The sequence below is a fragment of the Phascolarctobacterium succinatutens genome (assembly GCF_958453765.1).
In the GTDB taxonomy this organism is placed as follows: Bacteria; Bacillota; Negativicutes; order Acidaminococcales; family Acidaminococcaceae; genus Phascolarctobacterium_A; species Phascolarctobacterium_A succinatutens_B.
On the sequence record NZ_CAUDZA010000022.1, the window covers coordinates 22,305 to 39,966 of the forward strand.

16 protein-coding genes are annotated in these 17,662 nt (G+C 42.9%); 15 read left to right on the forward strand and 1 reads right to left on the reverse strand.

The window, feature by feature from the left end:
- Positions 1–416 precede the first annotated feature (416 nt).
- From Q7Q81_RS08565 to Q7Q81_RS08620, 12 genes are all read left to right on the forward strand, one after another.
- Positions 417–1,091, forward strand: coding sequence for a 4Fe-4S dicluster domain-containing protein (locus tag Q7Q81_RS08565; RefSeq protein ID WP_276706372.1), 675 nt, complete (start codon positions 417–419; stop codon positions 1,089–1,091).
- Positions 1,092–1,126: 35 nt separating this feature from the next.
- The gene (locus Q7Q81_RS08570; RefSeq protein ID WP_368502124.1) at positions 1,127–2,713 is read left to right on the forward strand and encodes an FAD-dependent oxidoreductase; all 1,587 of its coding nucleotides are present in this window, start codon (positions 1,127–1,129) and stop codon (positions 2,711–2,713) included.
- A 528-nt stretch (positions 2,714–3,241) separates the two neighbouring features.
- On the forward strand, positions 3,242–3,697 hold the full coding sequence (locus Q7Q81_RS08575) for a DUF3990 domain-containing protein (protein WP_304275347.1): 456 nt from the start codon (positions 3,242–3,244) through the stop codon (positions 3,695–3,697).
- Entirely contained in the window at positions 3,694–4,164 is a 471-nt protein-coding gene (locus Q7Q81_RS08580) for a hypothetical protein (protein ID WP_304275311.1), read from the forward strand. Before Q7Q81_RS08575 ends, Q7Q81_RS08580 begins: the two co-directional genes overlap by 4 nt.
- Positions 4,165–4,179: 15 nt before the next feature.
- Positions 4,180–4,710 carry a ribonuclease domain-containing protein gene (locus Q7Q81_RS08585; RefSeq protein ID WP_304275314.1) on the forward strand — a complete coding sequence of 177 codons (531 nt, stop codon included), beginning with the start codon at positions 4,180–4,182 and terminating at the stop codon, positions 4,708–4,710.
- A gap of 10 nt (positions 4,711–4,720) precedes the next feature.
- Positions 4,721–4,990 (forward strand): barstar family protein, encoded by a 270-nt coding sequence (locus Q7Q81_RS08590; RefSeq protein ID WP_304275317.1) that lies wholly within the window; start codon positions 4,721–4,723, stop codon positions 4,988–4,990.
- 98 nt (positions 4,991–5,088) lie between these two features.
- Complete coding sequence (locus Q7Q81_RS08595) at positions 5,089–6,981, forward strand: ABC-F family ATP-binding cassette domain-containing protein (protein WP_304275319.1); 1,893 nt, start codon at positions 5,089–5,091, stop codon at positions 6,979–6,981.
- A 145-nt stretch (positions 6,982–7,126) separates the two neighbouring features.
- Positions 7,127–8,485, forward strand: a complete 1,359-nt coding sequence (locus tag Q7Q81_RS08600) for an MATE family efflux transporter (RefSeq protein WP_304275321.1) — start codon at positions 7,127–7,129, stop codon at positions 8,483–8,485.
- 284 nt (positions 8,486–8,769) lie between these two features.
- Positions 8,770–9,978: an ATP/GTP-binding protein gene (locus Q7Q81_RS08605; protein WP_368502125.1), complete on the forward strand. Its 1,209-nt coding sequence runs from the start codon at positions 8,770–8,772 to the stop codon at positions 9,976–9,978.
- Positions 9,975–10,646, forward strand: a complete 672-nt coding sequence (locus Q7Q81_RS08610; protein ID WP_277260491.1) for an RloB family protein — start codon at positions 9,975–9,977, stop codon at positions 10,644–10,646. Before Q7Q81_RS08605 ends, Q7Q81_RS08610 begins: the two co-directional genes overlap by 4 nt.
- 514 nt (positions 10,647–11,160) lie before the next feature.
- A complete protein-coding gene (locus Q7Q81_RS08615; RefSeq protein ID WP_304275328.1) occupies positions 11,161–11,925 on the forward strand; it encodes a glycosyltransferase family 2 protein in 765 nt (254 codons plus the stop codon).
- Between the two features lie 4 nt (positions 11,926–11,929).
- Positions 11,930–12,421: an acyltransferase gene (locus Q7Q81_RS08620; RefSeq protein ID WP_304275331.1), complete on the forward strand. Its 492-nt coding sequence runs from the start codon at positions 11,930–11,932 to the stop codon at positions 12,419–12,421.
- A gap of 33 nt (positions 12,422–12,454) precedes the next feature.
- Here Q7Q81_RS08620 and Q7Q81_RS08625 read toward each other — a convergent pair whose 3' ends face one another.
- Positions 12,455–14,233, reverse strand: coding sequence for a sulfatase-like hydrolase/transferase (locus tag Q7Q81_RS08625; protein ID WP_304275334.1), 1,779 nt, complete (start codon positions 14,231–14,233; stop codon positions 12,455–12,457).
- A gap of 160 nt (positions 14,234–14,393) precedes the next feature.
- On the opposite strand from Q7Q81_RS08625, the gene Q7Q81_RS08630 reads away from it, so the two are divergent.
- From Q7Q81_RS08630 to rfbB, 3 genes are all read left to right on the forward strand, one after another.
- A complete protein-coding gene (locus tag Q7Q81_RS08630) occupies positions 14,394–15,326 on the forward strand; it encodes a glycosyltransferase family 8 protein (protein ID WP_304275337.1) in 933 nt (310 codons plus the stop codon).
- 203 nt (positions 15,327–15,529) lie between these two features.
- Complete coding sequence (locus tag Q7Q81_RS08635; protein WP_304097994.1) at positions 15,530–16,441, forward strand: glycosyltransferase family 2 protein; 912 nt, start codon at positions 15,530–15,532, stop codon at positions 16,439–16,441.
- Between the two features lie 109 nt (positions 16,442–16,550).
- Complete coding sequence (gene rfbB, locus Q7Q81_RS08640; protein ID WP_304275340.1) at positions 16,551–17,570, forward strand: dTDP-glucose 4,6-dehydratase; 1,020 nt, start codon at positions 16,551–16,553, stop codon at positions 17,568–17,570.
- Positions 17,571–17,662: the final 92 nt, after the last annotated feature.

A 17,662-nucleotide genomic window follows, 5' to 3' on the forward strand; every position in this document is an offset into this window, starting at 1 on the left:
GCAAATTTCGTGTGGATTCAAGACGAAGTGCCGCAAAACTCGCGCTATGCTTACATATTTTTCTATATTAGTTTGCTTATCGCTCAAACAGTTGCGACACTTCTGTGAATCCGGACACTTATTTACTAAAATTGCTATGCATGCCCCCTTTAGTCGCTAGCGCGACAGTTCCCCCGAGGGGGAACCAAGAATGTGCTAATGAAGTTTAACGAAAAAGCTATTAGTCTTGCCTGCCCCTTGGGGAAGGTGCCGAGCGTAGCGAGGCGGAAGGGGGCGTCACCATAAATATATCGTTTCTATCAGAAGCAATCCACGATATATTAATGGCTCGTAACGAAGCTTTTTCGTTTATAGCGATTTTTAGCTTTGATATTCTTAAATACGTTTTTGGAGAAGAAAATATAAGGAGCAAAAATATGGAAGAAATGGTAACTGTTTACCTGCTGGGCAAAAAGTACAGTGTCCCGGCAACCCTGACCATTATGGATGCCATGGAATATGCAGGCTTTAAGCTGGTGCGCGGCTGCGGCTGTCGCAGCGGCTTTTGCGGAGCCTGTGCAGTAATTTATCGTTTGAAGGGCAGCACTGAGCTGAAGGTTGTGCTTTCCTGCCAGACGAAGGTTGAGGAAGGCATGTGCGTTGGCAAGATTGATTCCTTCCCGATTAACAAGCGCACCTTTAATATCGAAGAGATTAAGGCAAGCGATAATATTGTCGGTCAGCTGTATCCGGAAATCTTCAGCTGCATTGGCTGCAATGCCTGCACGAAGGGCTGTCCGCAAGGCCTGAATGTTATGCAGTATATTGCTTACGCTCAGCGCGGCGAATATGAGAAAGCAGCACATGCTTCCTTTGACTGCGTTGGCTGCAATATCTGTGCATCCCGCTGCCCGGCGCAAATCAGCCACAGCGCTGTCGGCCTGCTGTGCCGTCGCCTGACCGGCAAATATATTGCGCCGAAGTGCGAGCATCTGGCTAAGCGTGTTGCAGAAATTGAAAACGGCGATTATGTAACACTGTTGGAAAAGCTCAAAAATATGCCTTTGGACGAAATCAAAGACCTGTATAACAAGCGTGAGATTGAAAAATAAGGAGGTGCGGCAAGGTGAGTGCATTTACTGAAGATATGTTAAAATCTATGGCTAAGGTTGAAGCTACCCGTGCCCAACGTCTGCATGCTTCTATCGAACGCTTTACGGCAGAGGAGAAGGACAAGCTGCTGAAGGAGTTCCATCCGGACTATAGCTCCAAGGGCTTCAAGGTGCTGGAGGTTGGTCCCAACAAGGGACAGAAGGTGCCGGTAGAATTGGCACAGCTGCTGGAGGGCAAAAGCCGCCTGCAGGATGTAGAGCTTGATTTGGAAAAAGTGGACTATGACGTTGATGTGTTGGTTATCGGTGGCGGCGGCGCCGGTGCTTCCGCTGCGCTGGAAGCACATAACGGCGGCGCTAATGTCCTCGTAGTTACAAAGCTGCGTATGGGCGATGCCAACACGATGATGGCCGAGGGTGGTATTCAGGCTGCGGATAAGGGCAACGATTCTCCGGCGCATCATTATCTGGATGCCTTTGGCGGCGGTCACTACAAAAATATTCCCGAGCTTTTGGAAGAGCTGGTAAGCAATGGACCTTTGGCGATTGACTGGCTGAGCAAGCTGGGCGTTATGTTCGATAAGGAGCAGGATGGCACTATGGTGACGACGCATGGCGGCGGCACAAGCCGTAAGCGTATGCATGCCTGCGCCGATTACACCGGTGCGGAGATCATGCGCGTGCTGCGTGACGAGGTGCAGAACCGCGGTATTCCGGTGCTGGAGTTTGCACCCGCAGTTGAGCTGCTGCTTGACGAGGAGGGCAAAACTGCCGGTGCGGTGCTGTGGGATTTCGATGCGCAGGAGTACAAGGTTGTACGCGCGAAATGCGTAATCATGGCAACCGGTGGTGCAGGACGCTTGCATTATCAGGGCTTCCCGACCTCCAACCATTACGGCGCGACTGCGGATGGTCTTGTTATGGCATATCGTGCCGGTGCGCCGCTGATTTATGCTGACGCAATTCAGTATCATCCGACGGGTGTTGCTTATCCGGCGCAGATCTATGGCGCGTTGGTTACAGAAAAGGTGCGTTCGATTGGTGCACAGCTGGTAAACAGCGAAGGCGAAATCTTTATGCATCCGCTGGAAACTCGTGATGTGGCGGCTGCGTCTATCATCCGCGAGTGTACTGCCCGCGGCAAGGGCGTGAAGGCGCTCGATGGCGTGGCGCTGTGGCTCGATACGCCGCTGATTGAAATGCTGCATGGCGAAGGCACGATTGCCAAACGCATTCCTGGTATGCTGCGTATGTATGCTAAGTTCGGCATTGACCTGCGCAAGGAGCCTATTTTGATTTATCCGACGCTGCATTACCAAAACGGCGGTATCCTGATTGATAAGGATGCGGAAACCAAACTGCCGGGCCTGTTTGTTGCCGGTGAAGCTGTTGGCGGTATTCACGGCACTAACCGTCTGATGGGCAACAGCCTGCTGGATATCATCGTCTTTGGCCGTATTGCGGGTACGAAGGCTGCCGAAGCAGCGAAGTCTGTTAAGCTGGGCAAGCTGAGCCTGGAGCATGTACATCGCTACGCTGAGGAAGAAAAGGCTGCTGGTGTGCAGGGCGAGCTGTCGCCGAAGCTGCTGCCGGTTTATACTCATGGCAGAGATGTAAGGTAAAAACAAGATATAAATAAAAAACATACAACGGCAAACTTCACAGCTTGTTCGTTGTATGTTTTGCTTTATATGCTAAAATATGTTTTAAGACAACCGTTTACGGGGGGCATTGCCGAAATTCTCTAAGAGAATCGAGGTGATGTCTATGAGGAACTATGATTTCAAAGACCTGATGGCTTTTGGCATGTTCATTCTGGCATTGCTGACTTTTATCTTTCAGTACAGCAGATAGTCTAGACATAGAAAAACCGCCTCTGTAATTTGCAGCTACAAGGCGGTTTTTCAAACCTAATTTAAGCGGCAACCCACCTTGTGGGCGGTTGTCTTCTTTATCTATAATATAACATAAAGCATAGTTTTTTTCAAGGAATTACTTGTGAACTTTTGGTTGTGCGGCGTATCATGATATGGTGCGCCGATTTTTTGTATATGATATAATGAGAAGAAAGCAATGATAATTCTGAGCGTTTATAATTGATTTATATGCTAAGTGAAAGTATAGAATAAGGAGGTTTTAGCGTGGCAGATATGCTTACCCTTTACCATGGAAGCAACGTCATTGTAAAAAATCCTAAAGTATTAACTAATGGCTTTTATAAAGATTTTGGCTACGGCTTTTATTGTACCAATTTAGAAAAACAAGCGCAGCGTTGGGCGTTGACTAAGCGTAATAAGCATGTAGTGAATATCTATAGCTATGAACCTGACAGCACACTGAATATCCTAAAATTTACTACTATGACTGATGAATGGCTGGAATTTGTTGTTGCCTGCAGGCGTGGCATTGAACACCATTATGATATTGTGGAAGGGCCAATGGCGGATGATACGATTTGGGATTATATTGAAAGCTACGTAGATGGCAGTATAACAAAAGAAGCCTTTTGGGTGTTGGTAAAATTCAAATATCCCACTCACCAGATTGTTTATTGCACAGAGCGTGCTCTGGCAACGCTGCAGTTTGTAAGGAGTTATGCGTTATGACAAATCTTTACTTTCCTGACGAAGAAATAACAAAAAATGATTTGTACTTTATGTGTTACATGGTGGAGCGTGTGGCCCGTAAGCTAAAGCAGCATAACGCTTATGTAGTTAATACCATAGGAGAGGCTGAGCTGCGTCATTTAATCAGCGTGGCTAACGTGCTGCACAGCGTTAATCCCATGCAGGTTGAAGCTGATTGGATTACAGAGTATAACCTGCAGCAGGGTACTTTTGATATCACTGCGGTTGATAAGAATTTATGCGAGCAGATTCCGGCGGCTACTGCGATGGGCAAGGTATATATGCGTCTTATTCTTGCTACGTTGCAGCCTGATGAAGATTACGTTCAGGGGATGCTGCGGGTATATAATAATCCTATCTGTGAAGTGATCGATAACTATAATTCCAGTGCCTATTATGAACCGTCTTATGTAATCGCAAGAGCTTATAATGATGGTGGTTTTTAAGAAAGGAGCATACTTATGCAAAAACTTTTAGCGTTCTTTCTGGCGATGCTGCTCAGCGTCAGCGTAATTGCCGGCTGCGGCAGTAACAGCCCCAAGACCAACGATAAGCAGACAAACCAGACAACAACTGTTAATACAACCAAGAGCAACAATGGCCAGAACACTGCGGCCAACGTCAAGGCTAATAGCGGCAAAATCAAAATCAGCGAAAGCGCTGCTTACACCGATAAGGAGCACGTTGCTGCCTACATCAACGAATATAAGCACTTGCCGCACAATTATATTACGAAAAACGAAGCCAAAAAGCTGGGCTGGCAGACAAAAGGCACCCTCGACAAGGTTGCGCCGGGTAAATCCATCGGCGGCGACCGCTACGGCAATTACGAAGGCAAGCTGCCGAAGAAAAACGGCCGCAACTGGAAGGAATGCGACATTGATTATGTGAAGGGTAATCGTAACGCGAAGCGCATAGTCTTTTCCAACGATGGCCTGATTTACTATACCGGTGATCACTACAAGTCCTTCAGCAAGCTTTACGGGAAATAAGGAGATTAACATGAGAACAATTACATTAGATCTTGAGCGCATGACCTCCGTGCCTGCGCTGCATAAATATCTGCGCAGCGCGCTGGCATTGCCTGTGTACTACGGTGCAAATTTAGACGCGCTGTATGACTGCCTGACGGAGATTGCTGAGCCGACGCAGCTCGTTGTGCCTGCCAACGTTACTGATAATGAAAAGCTGGGCTGGTATGGCGAACAGCTGCTGCAGGTTTTGCAGGACGCAGCGGAAGAAAACGAAAATTTACAGGTAACAGTGAAATAACCATACGAAGGACGGGCCTTGCGCTTCGTCCTTTTTACTTTTATTCGCAGGCGTGTTATAATTTTAGAGTGTAAATTTTTCACAGGGAGATAAGTAAAATGATTTTAAATGCAGAGGATTTGTCGTACAGCTATGGCGACAGATTATTGTTTGAAAATATTACATTTAACGTAGAAGAAGGCGACAAGTACGGTATTATCGGTGTCAACGGCACCGGTAAAAGTACCTTGCTGCGCATGATTGCCAATCACGAGGCCGGTGACGGCAAGCTGACGATTCCCGGCGGCGTGGTGATGGAATATCTGCCGCAGGACCCGCCGTTTGAGGCAGACGCAACTGTTCTGGAGCAGGTTTTTAAAGGCGATTCGCCGCTGATGGTGCTGTTGCGCGATTACGAAGTTGCGGTGGAGCAGGCTGCAGCGGAGCCTGATAACAAAAAGCTGCAAAAGCATTTGCTTGATTTGCAGCAGCAGATGGATGATAAATATGCCTGGCAGCTGGAAAGCGAAGCTAAGGCAGTGTTAACGCAGCTTGGCATTACTAATCTGCAGCAGCAGATGGGCGAGCTGAGCGGCGGCCAGCGCAAGCGTGTGGCTTTGGCAGGCGTGCTGGTGCGTCCGTCGGACCTGCTGATTTTGGACGAGCCTACCAACCATATGGATAACGCCACTGTTGCCTGGCTGGAGCAAAAGCTGTTGGCGCGCAAGGGCGCTTTGCTGATGGTAACCCATGACCGTTATTTCTTTGACCGTGTTGTTAACCGCACTTTGGAGATAGACGGCGGCAAGGGTTATGTTTACGTCGGTAACTACAGCCTGTTTTTGCAAAAGCGTGAGGAACGCCGCATTGCGGAAGCCTCTGCTGCACAAAAGCTGCGCAATATCTATCGTCGTGAGCTGGCATGGATCAGCCGTGGTGCGGAAGCACGCCGTACTAAAAAGAAGGACCGCGTGGAGCGCTTTGCTCAGATTGAAGCGGAAGTAAAGAACGTCAAGACGGAAGCAAATCTGGAAATGTCCTCTGTCAGCAGTCGTCTTGGCAAAACAATCATCGAGTTGGAAGATATCGGCATGGTGTGGGACGGCAAGGATTACATCAAAGATTTCAGCTATATCTTGCTGCGTAATGACCGCATCGGTATCGTCGGTCCTAACGGCGCAGGCAAATCAACGCTGATGGATATCATCGCCGGCAAGCTGCAGCCTACGAGCGGCGAAATGCGCGTGGGCCAGACTGTGAAGATCGGCTATTTTGCGCAGCACAGCGAGTTCCCAGACAGCAATATGCGTGTGCTGGAATATATCAAGGAAGCAAATAATTATATTGAAACGGCCGACGGTCAGCGCATAAGTGCGGCGCAGATGCTGGAACGCTTCCTCTTCCCGCCGGAGCTGCAATGGGTGCCGGTGTCCAAACTCAGCGGCGGCGAAAAACGTCGCCTTTATTTGCTGCGTGTGCTGATGACGGCACCGAACGTACTGCTTTTGGACGAGCCGACAAATGATCTGGATATCCCGACACTTTCTGTTTTGGAGGATTATCTCGACAGCTTTGCCGGTGCGGTTATCGCAGTTTCCCATGATCGTTATTTCCTCGACCGCTTTGCACAAAAGATTTTTGCGTTGGAGCAGGATGGCAGCATTAAGCCGTATATCGGCGGTTACAGCGATTATGCAGAAGCTCTGCAGGAGGAAAGCGCACAGCAGGCGCAGCCTGCAAAGGCTAAGCTGGTGGCTGCAGCAAAGCCTGCCGAAGAGCCTGCCAAGAAGAAAATGACCTACGGCGAGCGCCTGGAGCTGGAGCGTCTTGACCAGGAGATTGCACGCAGCGAGGCAGAGCTGAAAATGCTGGGTGCGGAAATCAACCAATGCGGCAGTGACTTCACCCGCTTGGCAGACTTGACGAAGCAGCAGGAGGCTGTGCAGCAAAAGCTGGATGAGATGGTGGACCGTTGGGCTTATCTTTCCGAATTGGCAGAAGCAGAAGGCTGAGCTTGACAAGCAGGCTGCTTATTGTTAAAATTAAATTTGAAAAATTGTTGTGGATTTTTTCTGATTCAATAGTCATCTTTTCGCCACACGACTGTGTTTGCAGCCGTGTGGCTTTTGTTATATTAGGGAAAATGGGAGTAAGGATATGCTAAAAATTTTACACAAGGATTATAAGGATAAGGTTAAGCGTCTGCTGAGCGTTATGCTGCCGATTATCGGTACGCAGATTGCTATTATGGGTATGAACTTTTTTGATGCCAGTATGTCCGGTCAGGCAGGCGATGCGGATTTGGCCGGCGCTGCGATTGGCGGTAATATCTGGATGCCGGTGCAGACTTGCTTTGCAGGCATTTTGCTGGCGGCGATGCCGTTGATTGCCAACCTTTTGGGTGCAGGCGAAAAGGAAAAAATATCTACGGTAGTACGCCACGGCATGCTGTTGGCAGTAGCCTTTTCTGTGCTGATAATTGTCGGCGGTGTTATCTTTTTGCCGCCGTTTTTGCAGGGCATGGGCCTGGCGCCGGAGGTTTATCACATTGCGCTGTGGTATATGGCCGGACTGGGCATAGGTGTGCTGCCGTTCTTTCTCATTACGCCGCTGCGCAGTCTGGTAGATACACTTGGCTATACCAAGCTGTCGATGAAGATTTATCTTTTGGCGCTGCCTGTCAACGCATTCCTGAACTATGTGTTGATTTTCGGCAAGCTGGGCTTGCCGCGTCTGGGCGGCATTGGCGCCGGCGTAGCAACGGGAATTACCTTTTGGCTGCTTTTAGTGATGTTCGCGGTGGTGGTGTCGAAGCTGCAACCGTTCAAGCAGTACGATGTGCTGGGCTTTGTGTGCCCTGTTAAGCAGCTGGTGGCGGAATATCTGCGCATTGGCGTGCCTATGGGCGTGGCTATTTTTATGGAAACGAGCATCTTTGGCGTTGTGGCGCTGTTTATTGCCAAATTTGGCACGGAGGTGATTGCTGCGCATCAGGCGGCACTTAACTTCTCTTCGCTAATTTATATGTTCCCCATGAGCTTCTCACTGGCGCTGACGATTGTGGTGGGCGTTGAATATGGTGCGAAAAACTATCAGGGAGCGCGTGATTACACTGCCCTGGGCCTGGAGCTGAGCCTTTTTATCGCTATAGTTTATATAGCGCTGGAGCTGGTGGCGCGCGAGTATATTGCGCTCATTTATACAACGAATCCGCATGTTATTGAGCTGGTAAAGGTGTTTATTGTCTACGCTTTGCTGTGGCAGGGAGGCGACGCAATCGCGGCGCCGATTCAGGGCATTTTGCGTGGCTACAAGGACGTTAATGCTACATTTTGGTGCAGCATGCTGGCTTATTGGGCAATTTGCCTGCCGGTGGGCCTGCTTTTGGATTACAAGTTCAATAATGGTGCCTTTGCTTATTGGCAGAGCTTGGATATCGGCGTAATCTGCAGTGCTGTTGTTTTATCGCTGCGTCTGGTTTTGCTGCAGCGCAGGATAAAGAAGTATGAAGAATAGGTAGGGAGCGGCGCAAGCTGCTCCTTATTTTGTATTTGAAATGTAGTTGTATAATAGAATAATGTACGCGTATGATATTTGTTAGAAAAAATGATAAAATATTAAACAATGCCAATAGTTTAGAGTTTGGGTGAAAAAAGGACTAAACGCACTTCCAGTAGCAGGTAAAAAAGCAAATTTGAAGTTTTATATGCCGCTTTCAGTAAAATATTTTCTAAAACAGGCTTATAAAATTGATTTTTGGCGTTTTTAATGTTACAATGAGCATGAAAGGAGTTGATTTCATGCTCTGTCAATTTTCATTTAAAAATTTCAAATCATATAAAGATGAAACAGTTTTTGATATGCAGGCAGCCAATCTGCCTGAGTTTGCCGAAAATATTATTTACTGCAAGCCAGCGAGTAATCTTTTACCTGTAGCAGCTATCTATGGACCTAACGGCGGCGGTAAAACAAATATGCTGCAGGCTTTAACCTGCCTTATCTCCACCGTGGTAAAACCCATCTACGATATGGAAAAAACTCGTACTAAGCTTATAGTACAGCAAAAAGTATCTTGCACGCCTTTCCTTTTTGATGAAAAAACCTCTAGTGAGCCTACAGAATTCCTGCTTTACTTCCGTACCAATAGCTATGAGTACCGCTATTACCTTTCTATGCTTCATGATGAAATCATGGCCGAAGCACTGGACAGAAAAAAAATAGGCGGCAAACGCACCGCCCATATTTTTGACCGAGAAGAAAAAGCTATTACTTTAGGCTCCAGTATAAATAAATCATCAATAAATAGAGATGTAAATCCAAAGATGCCCTACTTATCGTTCTTGGCAATAAACTATGATATCCCTGCTATCAATGACGCTCAAAAATGGTTTGAAAGCTGCATTATCCGCAGCTATGCTATTCCTGAAGCTGAATTACAGATAATGCTGTCTGATAACAAAACCATACGCCGGCAAATTATTAGTGCTTTAAATGATATGGGCATTGATATCAACGGCTATCGCTACGACAACGATAGCAAACAACTCATCATGCAAAGAACGCTGCATGGAAAAACCTACGAGTTATCCTACAAAGATGAATCCGATGGTACTAAAAAGCTCATTGCAGCATTGCCGATACTACTGATGGCTTTAGCAGAAGGCCGACTGGCAGTTATTGATGAATTAGATGCCAAGCTTCATCCGAAGCTGCTACGTTACATCATAGCTCTGTTTAAAAATCCTAAGCTAAATACGCATGGAGCGCAACTAATCTTCACCTCTCACGATATAGCAACTATGAAAAACACTGTTTACCGCCGTGACGAGATTTGGTTTGCCGCTGAAGGAGATAACCACAGCAGTGAGCTGTACTCACTTTATGAGATCCGCAAAGAAAACAACGAGCGTATCAACAATACCGCAGCTTATGACAAACAGTATCTTGAAGGACGTTACGGTGCAGACCCATACTTGCAGAATATGCTGAAGGATGGTGAATGGCAATGAGCTTAAAACCTCCGAAAAAAGGCGACTTGAAGAAATCCTGGCTTAAACCCAGACGTGACACTCCCAAAAAGATTCAGCCTGAGTATCATCTTATAACTACCGAGGGCATAAGCACAGAGCCAGCTTACTTTCAAGGTGTCAAAAACACTATCAACAGCAAATATCGTGGCCGAGTGCAGTTAGATATCATCGGTGTAGGTGACAATACTCTCAACCTTTTACAGAAAGTAAAGCAAAAAGTTGCCAAAAGCTCCAATATCTATAAGCACGTATGGATTGTCTATGATACTGACGATTTTCCTGCGCAAAACATTGATAAGGTTGTCGACCTTTGCCATACTTATAGTAACGAAGAAACTACTTATCACGCGCTTTGGTCAAACCAATGCATTGAACTATGGTTCCTGCTGCATTTCTCGTTTATTCATTCCGATTTACATCGTCAGGAATATTGGGCAAAGCTCAGTTCATGTCTGGCTAAATTAAATACAAGTGAATATAAGAAAAATAGGTCTGATATGTACCAGCTTTTGGAACCTTATATGGAGCAGGCTATTAGCAATGCCAAGAAGCTTGCCAATATCAATAAAGGAAAGAAGGCTTCTCAATCCACGCCCGGAACAGAAGTATATCGCCTAATAGAAAAGCTGCTTCCGTATCTGAAATAATATAAGTTTATACAGTATTATCCCCTTGGCATTGATTTGTCAGGGGGATTTTTAGTACGATTGGCATTGGAGAGAGGTAAACGGAGAGATTTAGTAGTGATTGAATTTATTCCTTAATGAAAATATCTGTTTTGACGATTGGTAGTTAATTTTCCGAATTCATTATTTTTACATTCAGAATGTAGTTGTAGAATAGAACAATATGCGCACATAATATTCGTTAGGAAAAAGTGCAACAAATTACATTTTTCTTGACGAATGGGTGGATCGATGCAACTTTTTCACTTGTAGTAGTTCTTAATATTTGATTGGAAAAAACGAAAAGTGATTTTTTGCAATCGTTTTTTCGGATGCAGTTTCTTGATAATTACTAAATAGAGTTTTTATAATCATAGTCAACTTGTGAATGAAAAGTATGGTATAATATACCTACTAGCGTGAGTGTTTAGCAGGAAGATTGCTATTTGCTGATATGAGATATTTAGATAAAAAATCCAATATGAGGAAAATAATAATGAGTGATATTACTGTAGTTGTTTTAACTAAGAACGAAGAAAATAATATAGTCGCTGTTGTGCAGAATGCCAAGAAAGTAGCAGCAGAGGTGCTGATAGTTGATTCCGGCAGCACGGATAAAACAGTTCAATTAGCAGAAGAAAATGGCGCAAAGGTCGTTTATCGTGCTTGGGACAATGACTTTGCGGCGCAGCGCAATTTTGCCTTGCAGCATGTAGAAACTGAATGGGTGCTGTATCTTGATGCAGATGAAAGAATGAATGATGAGCTTTTAACTTCCGTAAAGAATGCTGTTGGACATGATAAAACATGCAAGTATTCAATAAAACGCAAATCTGTAGCTTTTGGGCAGGAATTTAATTATGGTGTTTTAAAGCCTGATTTTGTGCAACGCTTATTCAAAACAAAGAATGTGCATTGGGTTAATAAAGTACATGAAAAGCCGGTGTGTGATGATGGATTAAAGGTACTTAATGGTTATGTTAGACATTATACATACAATAGTTGGGAACAATGGCTTGCGAAGTTTAATCAATACACTACTATATGGGCTGAAGATGCTTTTAAAAATAAGAAAAAAAGCACTTATTTAACTGCCTTTTTACATGCTTTTTTTGGATTTTGGCAGATGTTGATATTAAAAAAAGGTATTTTTGATGGTGCGTTAGGAATTATATTATGTTTTATGCATTTTTTCTATACATTAACCAAGTACCTGAAGCTTATTGATCTTTACAGAACTAATACAAAACATGGAGTATAGTGTTATGCTAAAACTTATAATTAAACACATGATGAGATTAAAAAATACATTGCGTCGCAGATGGCATATGATAGGTTGGAATCTGCATTATGGAAAACAGTTTAAAGCAGAGAAATTTCATTTTAGGGATAATTTTAATATTTGTATTGAAAAGGATGGTCAACTGACAATAGGAAGAAATTGCTTTTTTAACAACAATTGTTCCGTTACAGTCAGAAAGAAAGTCACGATAGGTGCAAATTGTATATTTGGAGAAAATGTAAGTATTTACGATCATAATCATTGTTATTCTGAAACGGATCAATTAATTTCAAAACAGGGATTTAAATCCGATGAAGTAGTTATTGAAGATGATTGTTGGATTGCAACTAATGTGACGATATTAAAAGGTGTTCGTATTGGCAGACATAGCGTGATTGGAACCGGAGTTATTGTGTATAAGGATGTTCCAGCAAATTCTGTAATTGTATGTAAACAAGAATTAATCAATAAATAAAAAACATGGCATACAACTTGTATGCCATGTTTTTTATTTATCATCTTTTATCCAAAGCTCACCTAGATTGGTTTTCAACATTGATAGAGAATATTTATACTGTGTGGACGCTAAGCTATTTGCTTCATCATAATGATTTGACTTGATATCTAAAATACCGCAAATCAGCTCATAAGCCAAATCATTGGTCCAATATTTTTCCCTGTTAGCTTTAAGCGCTGAATATACTTGAGAGTGAGTGGAAATATATTCGTCTGCAAAATATATGAATAGTGGGATACGGACATTGGCAAAGCCACCAAAATTCGGCGAACGACGTTTATCCGGAATTGTAGCGTGATCCGAGAAGTATACCATAGCTTGTAAATTTAAATGCTTGGCAGCGTATTCCTGAATCTGCTGCAGAACATAGTCGGTGTAGGCAATTGAGTCAATATAGTTTGGAATCAAATCGTAGGTATTTGGCTTGCTGAATTTAGCAAATTCCTGTGGATAGCGGTTAATGAAATTAAAGTGACTGCCTTTGAGATGAAAAACAATAAAGTTATTTTCATTAGCGTCAATCTGCTTTAAATAATCCAACAGACTTTCGTCGTATTGTACTTGATTCAGATGCAGCTTAGTCCATTCCGCAGTATCGGCAGTATTAGCCACAAGTGTTACCGCAGTATCGGCAGCACCGATATGGCTTTGATTACTGAACCAGGAAACTTTGAAGCCGGCTTTACGGGCTATATCTACAAAGGAGCAGGATTCGTAAAACTTTTTGTCATTATATTGGTTAACTTCGGTAAAAGCACGTTCTAAAGCGGGGACGGTTTGATCTTTGCATGCATAGGCGTTTTTATAGAGAAGAAAGTTTTCCGAAGCTTGCTTGGACTTTAGCCACGGCGTAGTATCATGAGGATAATCACAGAAAGCGCTCATGTAATCGCGGGATTCCGATTCACCTATTACCAAAATGAAAGTAGCCGGTTTTTTGCAGAATGGTGTAGTTTGTGTTACGTTGAGGTTAGCTACACGTTTAGCAAGGTTTGTTTTATACAATTTGGTTTGGTCAAGATAGTCTTTAACATCCAAGACTAATTCAATAAGACCTGTACGGATGAAGACACCTTTTTTAGTATTCCATAAGTAATAGGTTAAAAATAGGGTTGCTGCAATTATTATTGCCAAATTTGGCAATAGGGGAACAGTAGTTACTGTTGCGGAGTGCAGATTGAAATACAGGAAGCCTGCCAACAGAGCGATGTTAAGTATCGGAGTGCCGATGCGTACAGCTAACGGCATAGATTTAAAATATTCGATAACCTCATTTGTATAGGTTTCAAAAATCATAGTTACTGCACCGGTATTTACACAGGTTCCGTAAAGGAGATAATAGGAGGCCTGAAATAATGGCAGTGCCAGCAATACGTATTCCATTATAGAGATAATAGACAAAGTGACTGTAGGGAAAATGTTAAAGGCTTGTACAAGCAGCTTTAAGGAAATAAGCCAGCCGATAATGTATAAGCCGAATACGGTGTCCAGATGAAAGCCAAAATCCGAGGATATTTTGTGGTAGGTAAGATAATAAAACAGCGGATAGGCTGTTATCCAAGAGACACCTACCAAAAAACTGAGCAGATACTGGGGCGAGAGTAAAGACTCATTTACCAGATACATAGGTAACACAGCTAAAATGGCGCAGGGAATAAATCTGCGCAGCTGCAGGTATTCTGCTTTGTGGCCAAGGCCATGAGAAAATGTAACATAAAACGCATAAGAAGCGATGTAAAGACAGATGCCTGCTATAATATAAATAGACATGTATTCGGTTACTTCCTTTCTGTTTATAAAATCATCTAAAAATTATTATAATATAGTCTGGCCGGCAATGCAAATAAGTTGTGGTTTAGTGATTGAGAAAAAGTCAGCATAATAATGCTATTTATAGTATAATAAATAAAAAACCACTAGGAGATTCGTTATGAAAACGATAAATATTTCATTAGCAGCAGATAATAATTATGCGCAGCATGTAGCTGTAGTCATGGAGTCCATCTTAGAGAATACTGAAGAAACAAACAAAGTGCGTTTTTTCTTGTTGAGTGACGGTATTACTGCTGAAAAAATTACAGGTTTACAACAGACAATTGATGGTAAGAACGCAGAACTGGTCGTTTGTGATTTGTCGGCATACAAGGGCTTTGAAAAGCTGTATACAAGCGGACATATCAGTAAGGCTGCATATTTCAGATTAGATATGGCCAATATATTGCCTGAGGATGTGCAAAAGGTAATTTATCTGGATGTAGATTTGCTGGTTCTGCAGGATATAGCTGTTTTATGGAACATTGATATGCAGGGGAAGGCTATAGCTGCTGTGCCGGATTATGGCATTATGGCTTCCAAACGGCTGATGCAGCAGAAGCATGAGGTTATTGGCTTGCCTTTAGATAAAAAGTACTTTAATTCCGGAGTTGTTATAATGGATTTACAGCAGTGGCGTGCCAATGATTATTCCGGTAAAGTAATAGAGCTTGCTGCAACAGGCAATTTTCCGCACCATGATCAGGATGCTTTGAACAAGCTCTTTATGTATAACTGGAAGGAATTGCCGCTATCCTGGAATGTAATTCCGCCTATTTTTGATTTATTGCCGAAGGTTTTGTTTAATAATAGGTTTAGAGCTTCAGCTATTAAAGCAAGAAACAATATTGCTATTTTACATTACGCAGGACGCTATAAGCCTTGGGAATTTGTCTTAAAGCAGGGCTTTAACGATAAGTATTACAAATATCTTAAAAATACTGCCTTTGCTGATGTAGATATGCCTCAGCCCGGAAAAAATATGCAGGGAAAATCGCTTGGCAGGCAGATGCTCAGAATACATATTGCTGATTTTATTAGTCGTTTTTGAAAATGCGTAGGGTGAAATATCACAAATATGCAGATGAAGCTTGTGATAAGGCAGATACTGAGATTGAAAGAAAATTACTTTTGATGTAAAATATTATAATAGAAATAATGAAACAATATTGCTTGCACAGTAGAACTGGTATAAAAAGTCAAGCATAATTATATTCAATTTTATTAAATTCAAATAAGCGGGAGAAGTACAATATGAAACAACCGTTGATTTCTGTGATTATACCGGTATATGGTGTAGAAAAATATATAGCGCAGTGTCTTGATTCCATTATTAATCAGACATATAAAAATCTGGAGGTTATTGTCGTTAATGATGGCACAAAGGATAGAAGTGCAGAGATTGCTAAGGAGTATGCTGCTAAAGACAGTAGAATCAAAGTATATGACTTTCAAAATGGAGGTCTTAGCGTAGCAAGAAATAGAGGATTGGAAATAGCTACTGGTGATTATATTTCCTATATTGACAGTGATGATTGGCTTGATACAAAAATGTATGAAACTTTACTGGAAGCAGCAATGAAAAATGATGCTGATATGGTGAAGTGTGGAATAATCGAAACAAATGGCGTTACAGAAGATAAGATTACTTTTAGCGATATAAAAATAATAAATAATGAGCAAAATAAGGCTTTTGAAAATTATTTCAATGGAATGTTATGGACGTTAGCTTGGAACGGATTATATAAAAATGAATTAGCTAAAAAAGTAAAGTTTCCTGATAATGTAGTACATGAAGACAATTACAGTTCCGGTATGTTTTTATATTTAGCTAAAAAAGTATTAGTAGTGCCGTTTTGTGGCAATTATTACAGATTTAATGATTCTGGCATAAGCAAAGGTGGAGTGAAAAAACCTCTTGATAAAATACTGGCAATAAGCAATTTGAAAAAAGATTTGCTTGCGTTAGGTTTTGTTGATAAAAAGCTTGACTGGAAGCTGAGTGTTGAGTTCTATCACTTTGTACGTGGTTGGAATGATAATATGTATAGAGTAGTTGCAATGCATAAGGATTTGTATGATTATGTTATGAGTAATCTTGATGCCAGAAGAAAGCTTTCGTTTTGGTGGATGAGGCGGAAGAAGAAGGTTAGTTTGACAAAATAATTTGAGTAATTGAAGATTGTTGTTGAAGGAAAATTTGCGTGCTGAGTTTAACGGATATTGAATATTTTAAACATATGATTCGTAATCAGCAGGTTGTAAGTCGTAATTAATGAACATTATCGTAACCGGCGGTGCCGGATTTATCGGAAGCAACTTTATATTTTACATGCTGGCAAACCATCCTGCCTATCGCATTATCTGTCTTGATAAGCTGACCTATGCAGGTAATCTTTCTACGTTAGATCCTGTAATGCACAAGCTAAACTTTCGCTTTGTGCAGGCAGATATCTGCGACAGAGAAGCTGTAGACAAGCTTTTTGAGGAAGAGCATCCATACATAGTAGTTAATTTCGCTGCAGAATCACATGTAGACCGCAGCATTGAAAATCCCGGCATTTTCTTGCAGACTAATATCATGGGGGCAGCAACACTGATGGATGCCTGCCGTCAATACGGCATCAGGCGTTACCATCAGATCTCTACGGACGAAGTATACGGTGATTTGACGTTTTCTGCGGATGTCAAGCCTTTTTCCGAAGGCGCTTTAATTAGGCCGAGTTCTCCCTACAGCAGTTCGAAGGCAAGCGCGGATTTACTTGTTATGGCTTATCACAGAACATATGGCTTGCCTGTTTCGATTTCGCGCTGCAGCAACAACTATGCTCCCTATCAGTTCCCGGAAAAGCTGATTCCGCTGATGCTAGTGAATGCTTTGGCAGATAAGCCGTTGCCTGTATATGGCGAAGGCTTAAATGTACGCGACTGGCTGTATGTTGAGGATCATTGCAAGGCGATTGACTTGATTATCCATAAAGGCAGAGTAGGCGAGGTGTATAATATCGGCGGTCATAACGAGATGCGCAATATTGATATCGTAAAGCTGATTTGCAAGGAGCTTGGTAAGCCGGAGAGCCTAATTACGCATGTTACAGACCGCAAAGGCCACGATATGCGTTATGCAATTGATCCGACTAAGATTCATAATGAGCTGTGCTGGTTGCCGGAAACAAAGTTTGCTGATGGTATTAAAAAGACCATTAAGTGGTATCTTGAGAATCAGAAGTGGTGGAAGGATATCATTAATGGCGAGTATCAGAATTATTATGAGAAGATGTATGGGAAAATGTGAACAAGAGCAACTTACACTTGAATATTGTGCAACAGAAAAAGGCATTGGTCCAAATTTTGGGGTTGGGCTGTTACATGAGTGTGGGTGGACCT

Excerpts from the sequence above, each read along its gene's own strand:
- rfbB (WP_304275340.1), top strand. The coding sequence starts at position 16,551 with ATGAACATTATCGTAACCGGCGGTGCCGGATTTATCGGAAGCAACTTT.
- Q7Q81_RS08580 (WP_304275311.1), top strand. The coding sequence starts at position 3,694 with ATGACAAATCTTTACTTTCCTGACGAAGAAATAACAAAAAATGATTTG.
- Q7Q81_RS08630 (WP_304275337.1), top strand. The coding sequence starts at position 14,394 with ATGAAAACGATAAATATTTCATTAGCAGCAGATAATAATTATGCGCAG.
- Q7Q81_RS08585 (WP_304275314.1), top strand. The coding sequence starts at position 4,180 with ATGCAAAAACTTTTAGCGTTCTTTCTGGCGATGCTGCTCAGCGTCAGC.
- Q7Q81_RS08635 (WP_304097994.1), top strand. The coding sequence starts at position 15,530 with ATGAAACAACCGTTGATTTCTGTGATTATACCGGTATATGGTGTAGAA.
- Q7Q81_RS08575 (WP_304275347.1), top strand. The coding sequence starts at position 3,242 with ATGCTTACCCTTTACCATGGAAGCAACGTCATTGTAAAAAATCCTAAA.
- Q7Q81_RS08570 (WP_368502124.1), top strand. The coding sequence starts at position 1,127 with ATGTTAAAATCTATGGCTAAGGTTGAAGCTACCCGTGCCCAACGTCTG.
- Q7Q81_RS08625 (WP_304275334.1), bottom strand. The coding sequence starts at position 14,233 with ATGTCTATTTATATTATAGCAGGCATCTGTCTTTACATCGCTTCTTAT.
- Q7Q81_RS08565 (WP_276706372.1), top strand. The coding sequence starts at position 417 with ATGGAAGAAATGGTAACTGTTTACCTGCTGGGCAAAAAGTACAGTGTC.
- Q7Q81_RS08595 (WP_304275319.1), top strand. The coding sequence starts at position 5,089 with ATGATTTTAAATGCAGAGGATTTGTCGTACAGCTATGGCGACAGATTA.
- Q7Q81_RS08605 (WP_368502125.1), top strand. The coding sequence starts at position 8,770 with ATGCTCTGTCAATTTTCATTTAAAAATTTCAAATCATATAAAGATGAA.
- Q7Q81_RS08590 (WP_304275317.1), top strand. The coding sequence starts at position 4,721 with ATGAGAACAATTACATTAGATCTTGAGCGCATGACCTCCGTGCCTGCG.
- Q7Q81_RS08620 (WP_304275331.1), top strand. The coding sequence starts at position 11,930 with ATGCTAAAACTTATAATTAAACACATGATGAGATTAAAAAATACATTG.
- Q7Q81_RS08615 (WP_304275328.1), top strand. The coding sequence starts at position 11,161 with ATGAGTGATATTACTGTAGTTGTTTTAACTAAGAACGAAGAAAATAAT.
- Q7Q81_RS08600 (WP_304275321.1), top strand. The coding sequence starts at position 7,127 with ATGCTAAAAATTTTACACAAGGATTATAAGGATAAGGTTAAGCGTCTG.
- Q7Q81_RS08610 (WP_277260491.1), top strand. The coding sequence starts at position 9,975 with ATGAGCTTAAAACCTCCGAAAAAAGGCGACTTGAAGAAATCCTGGCTT.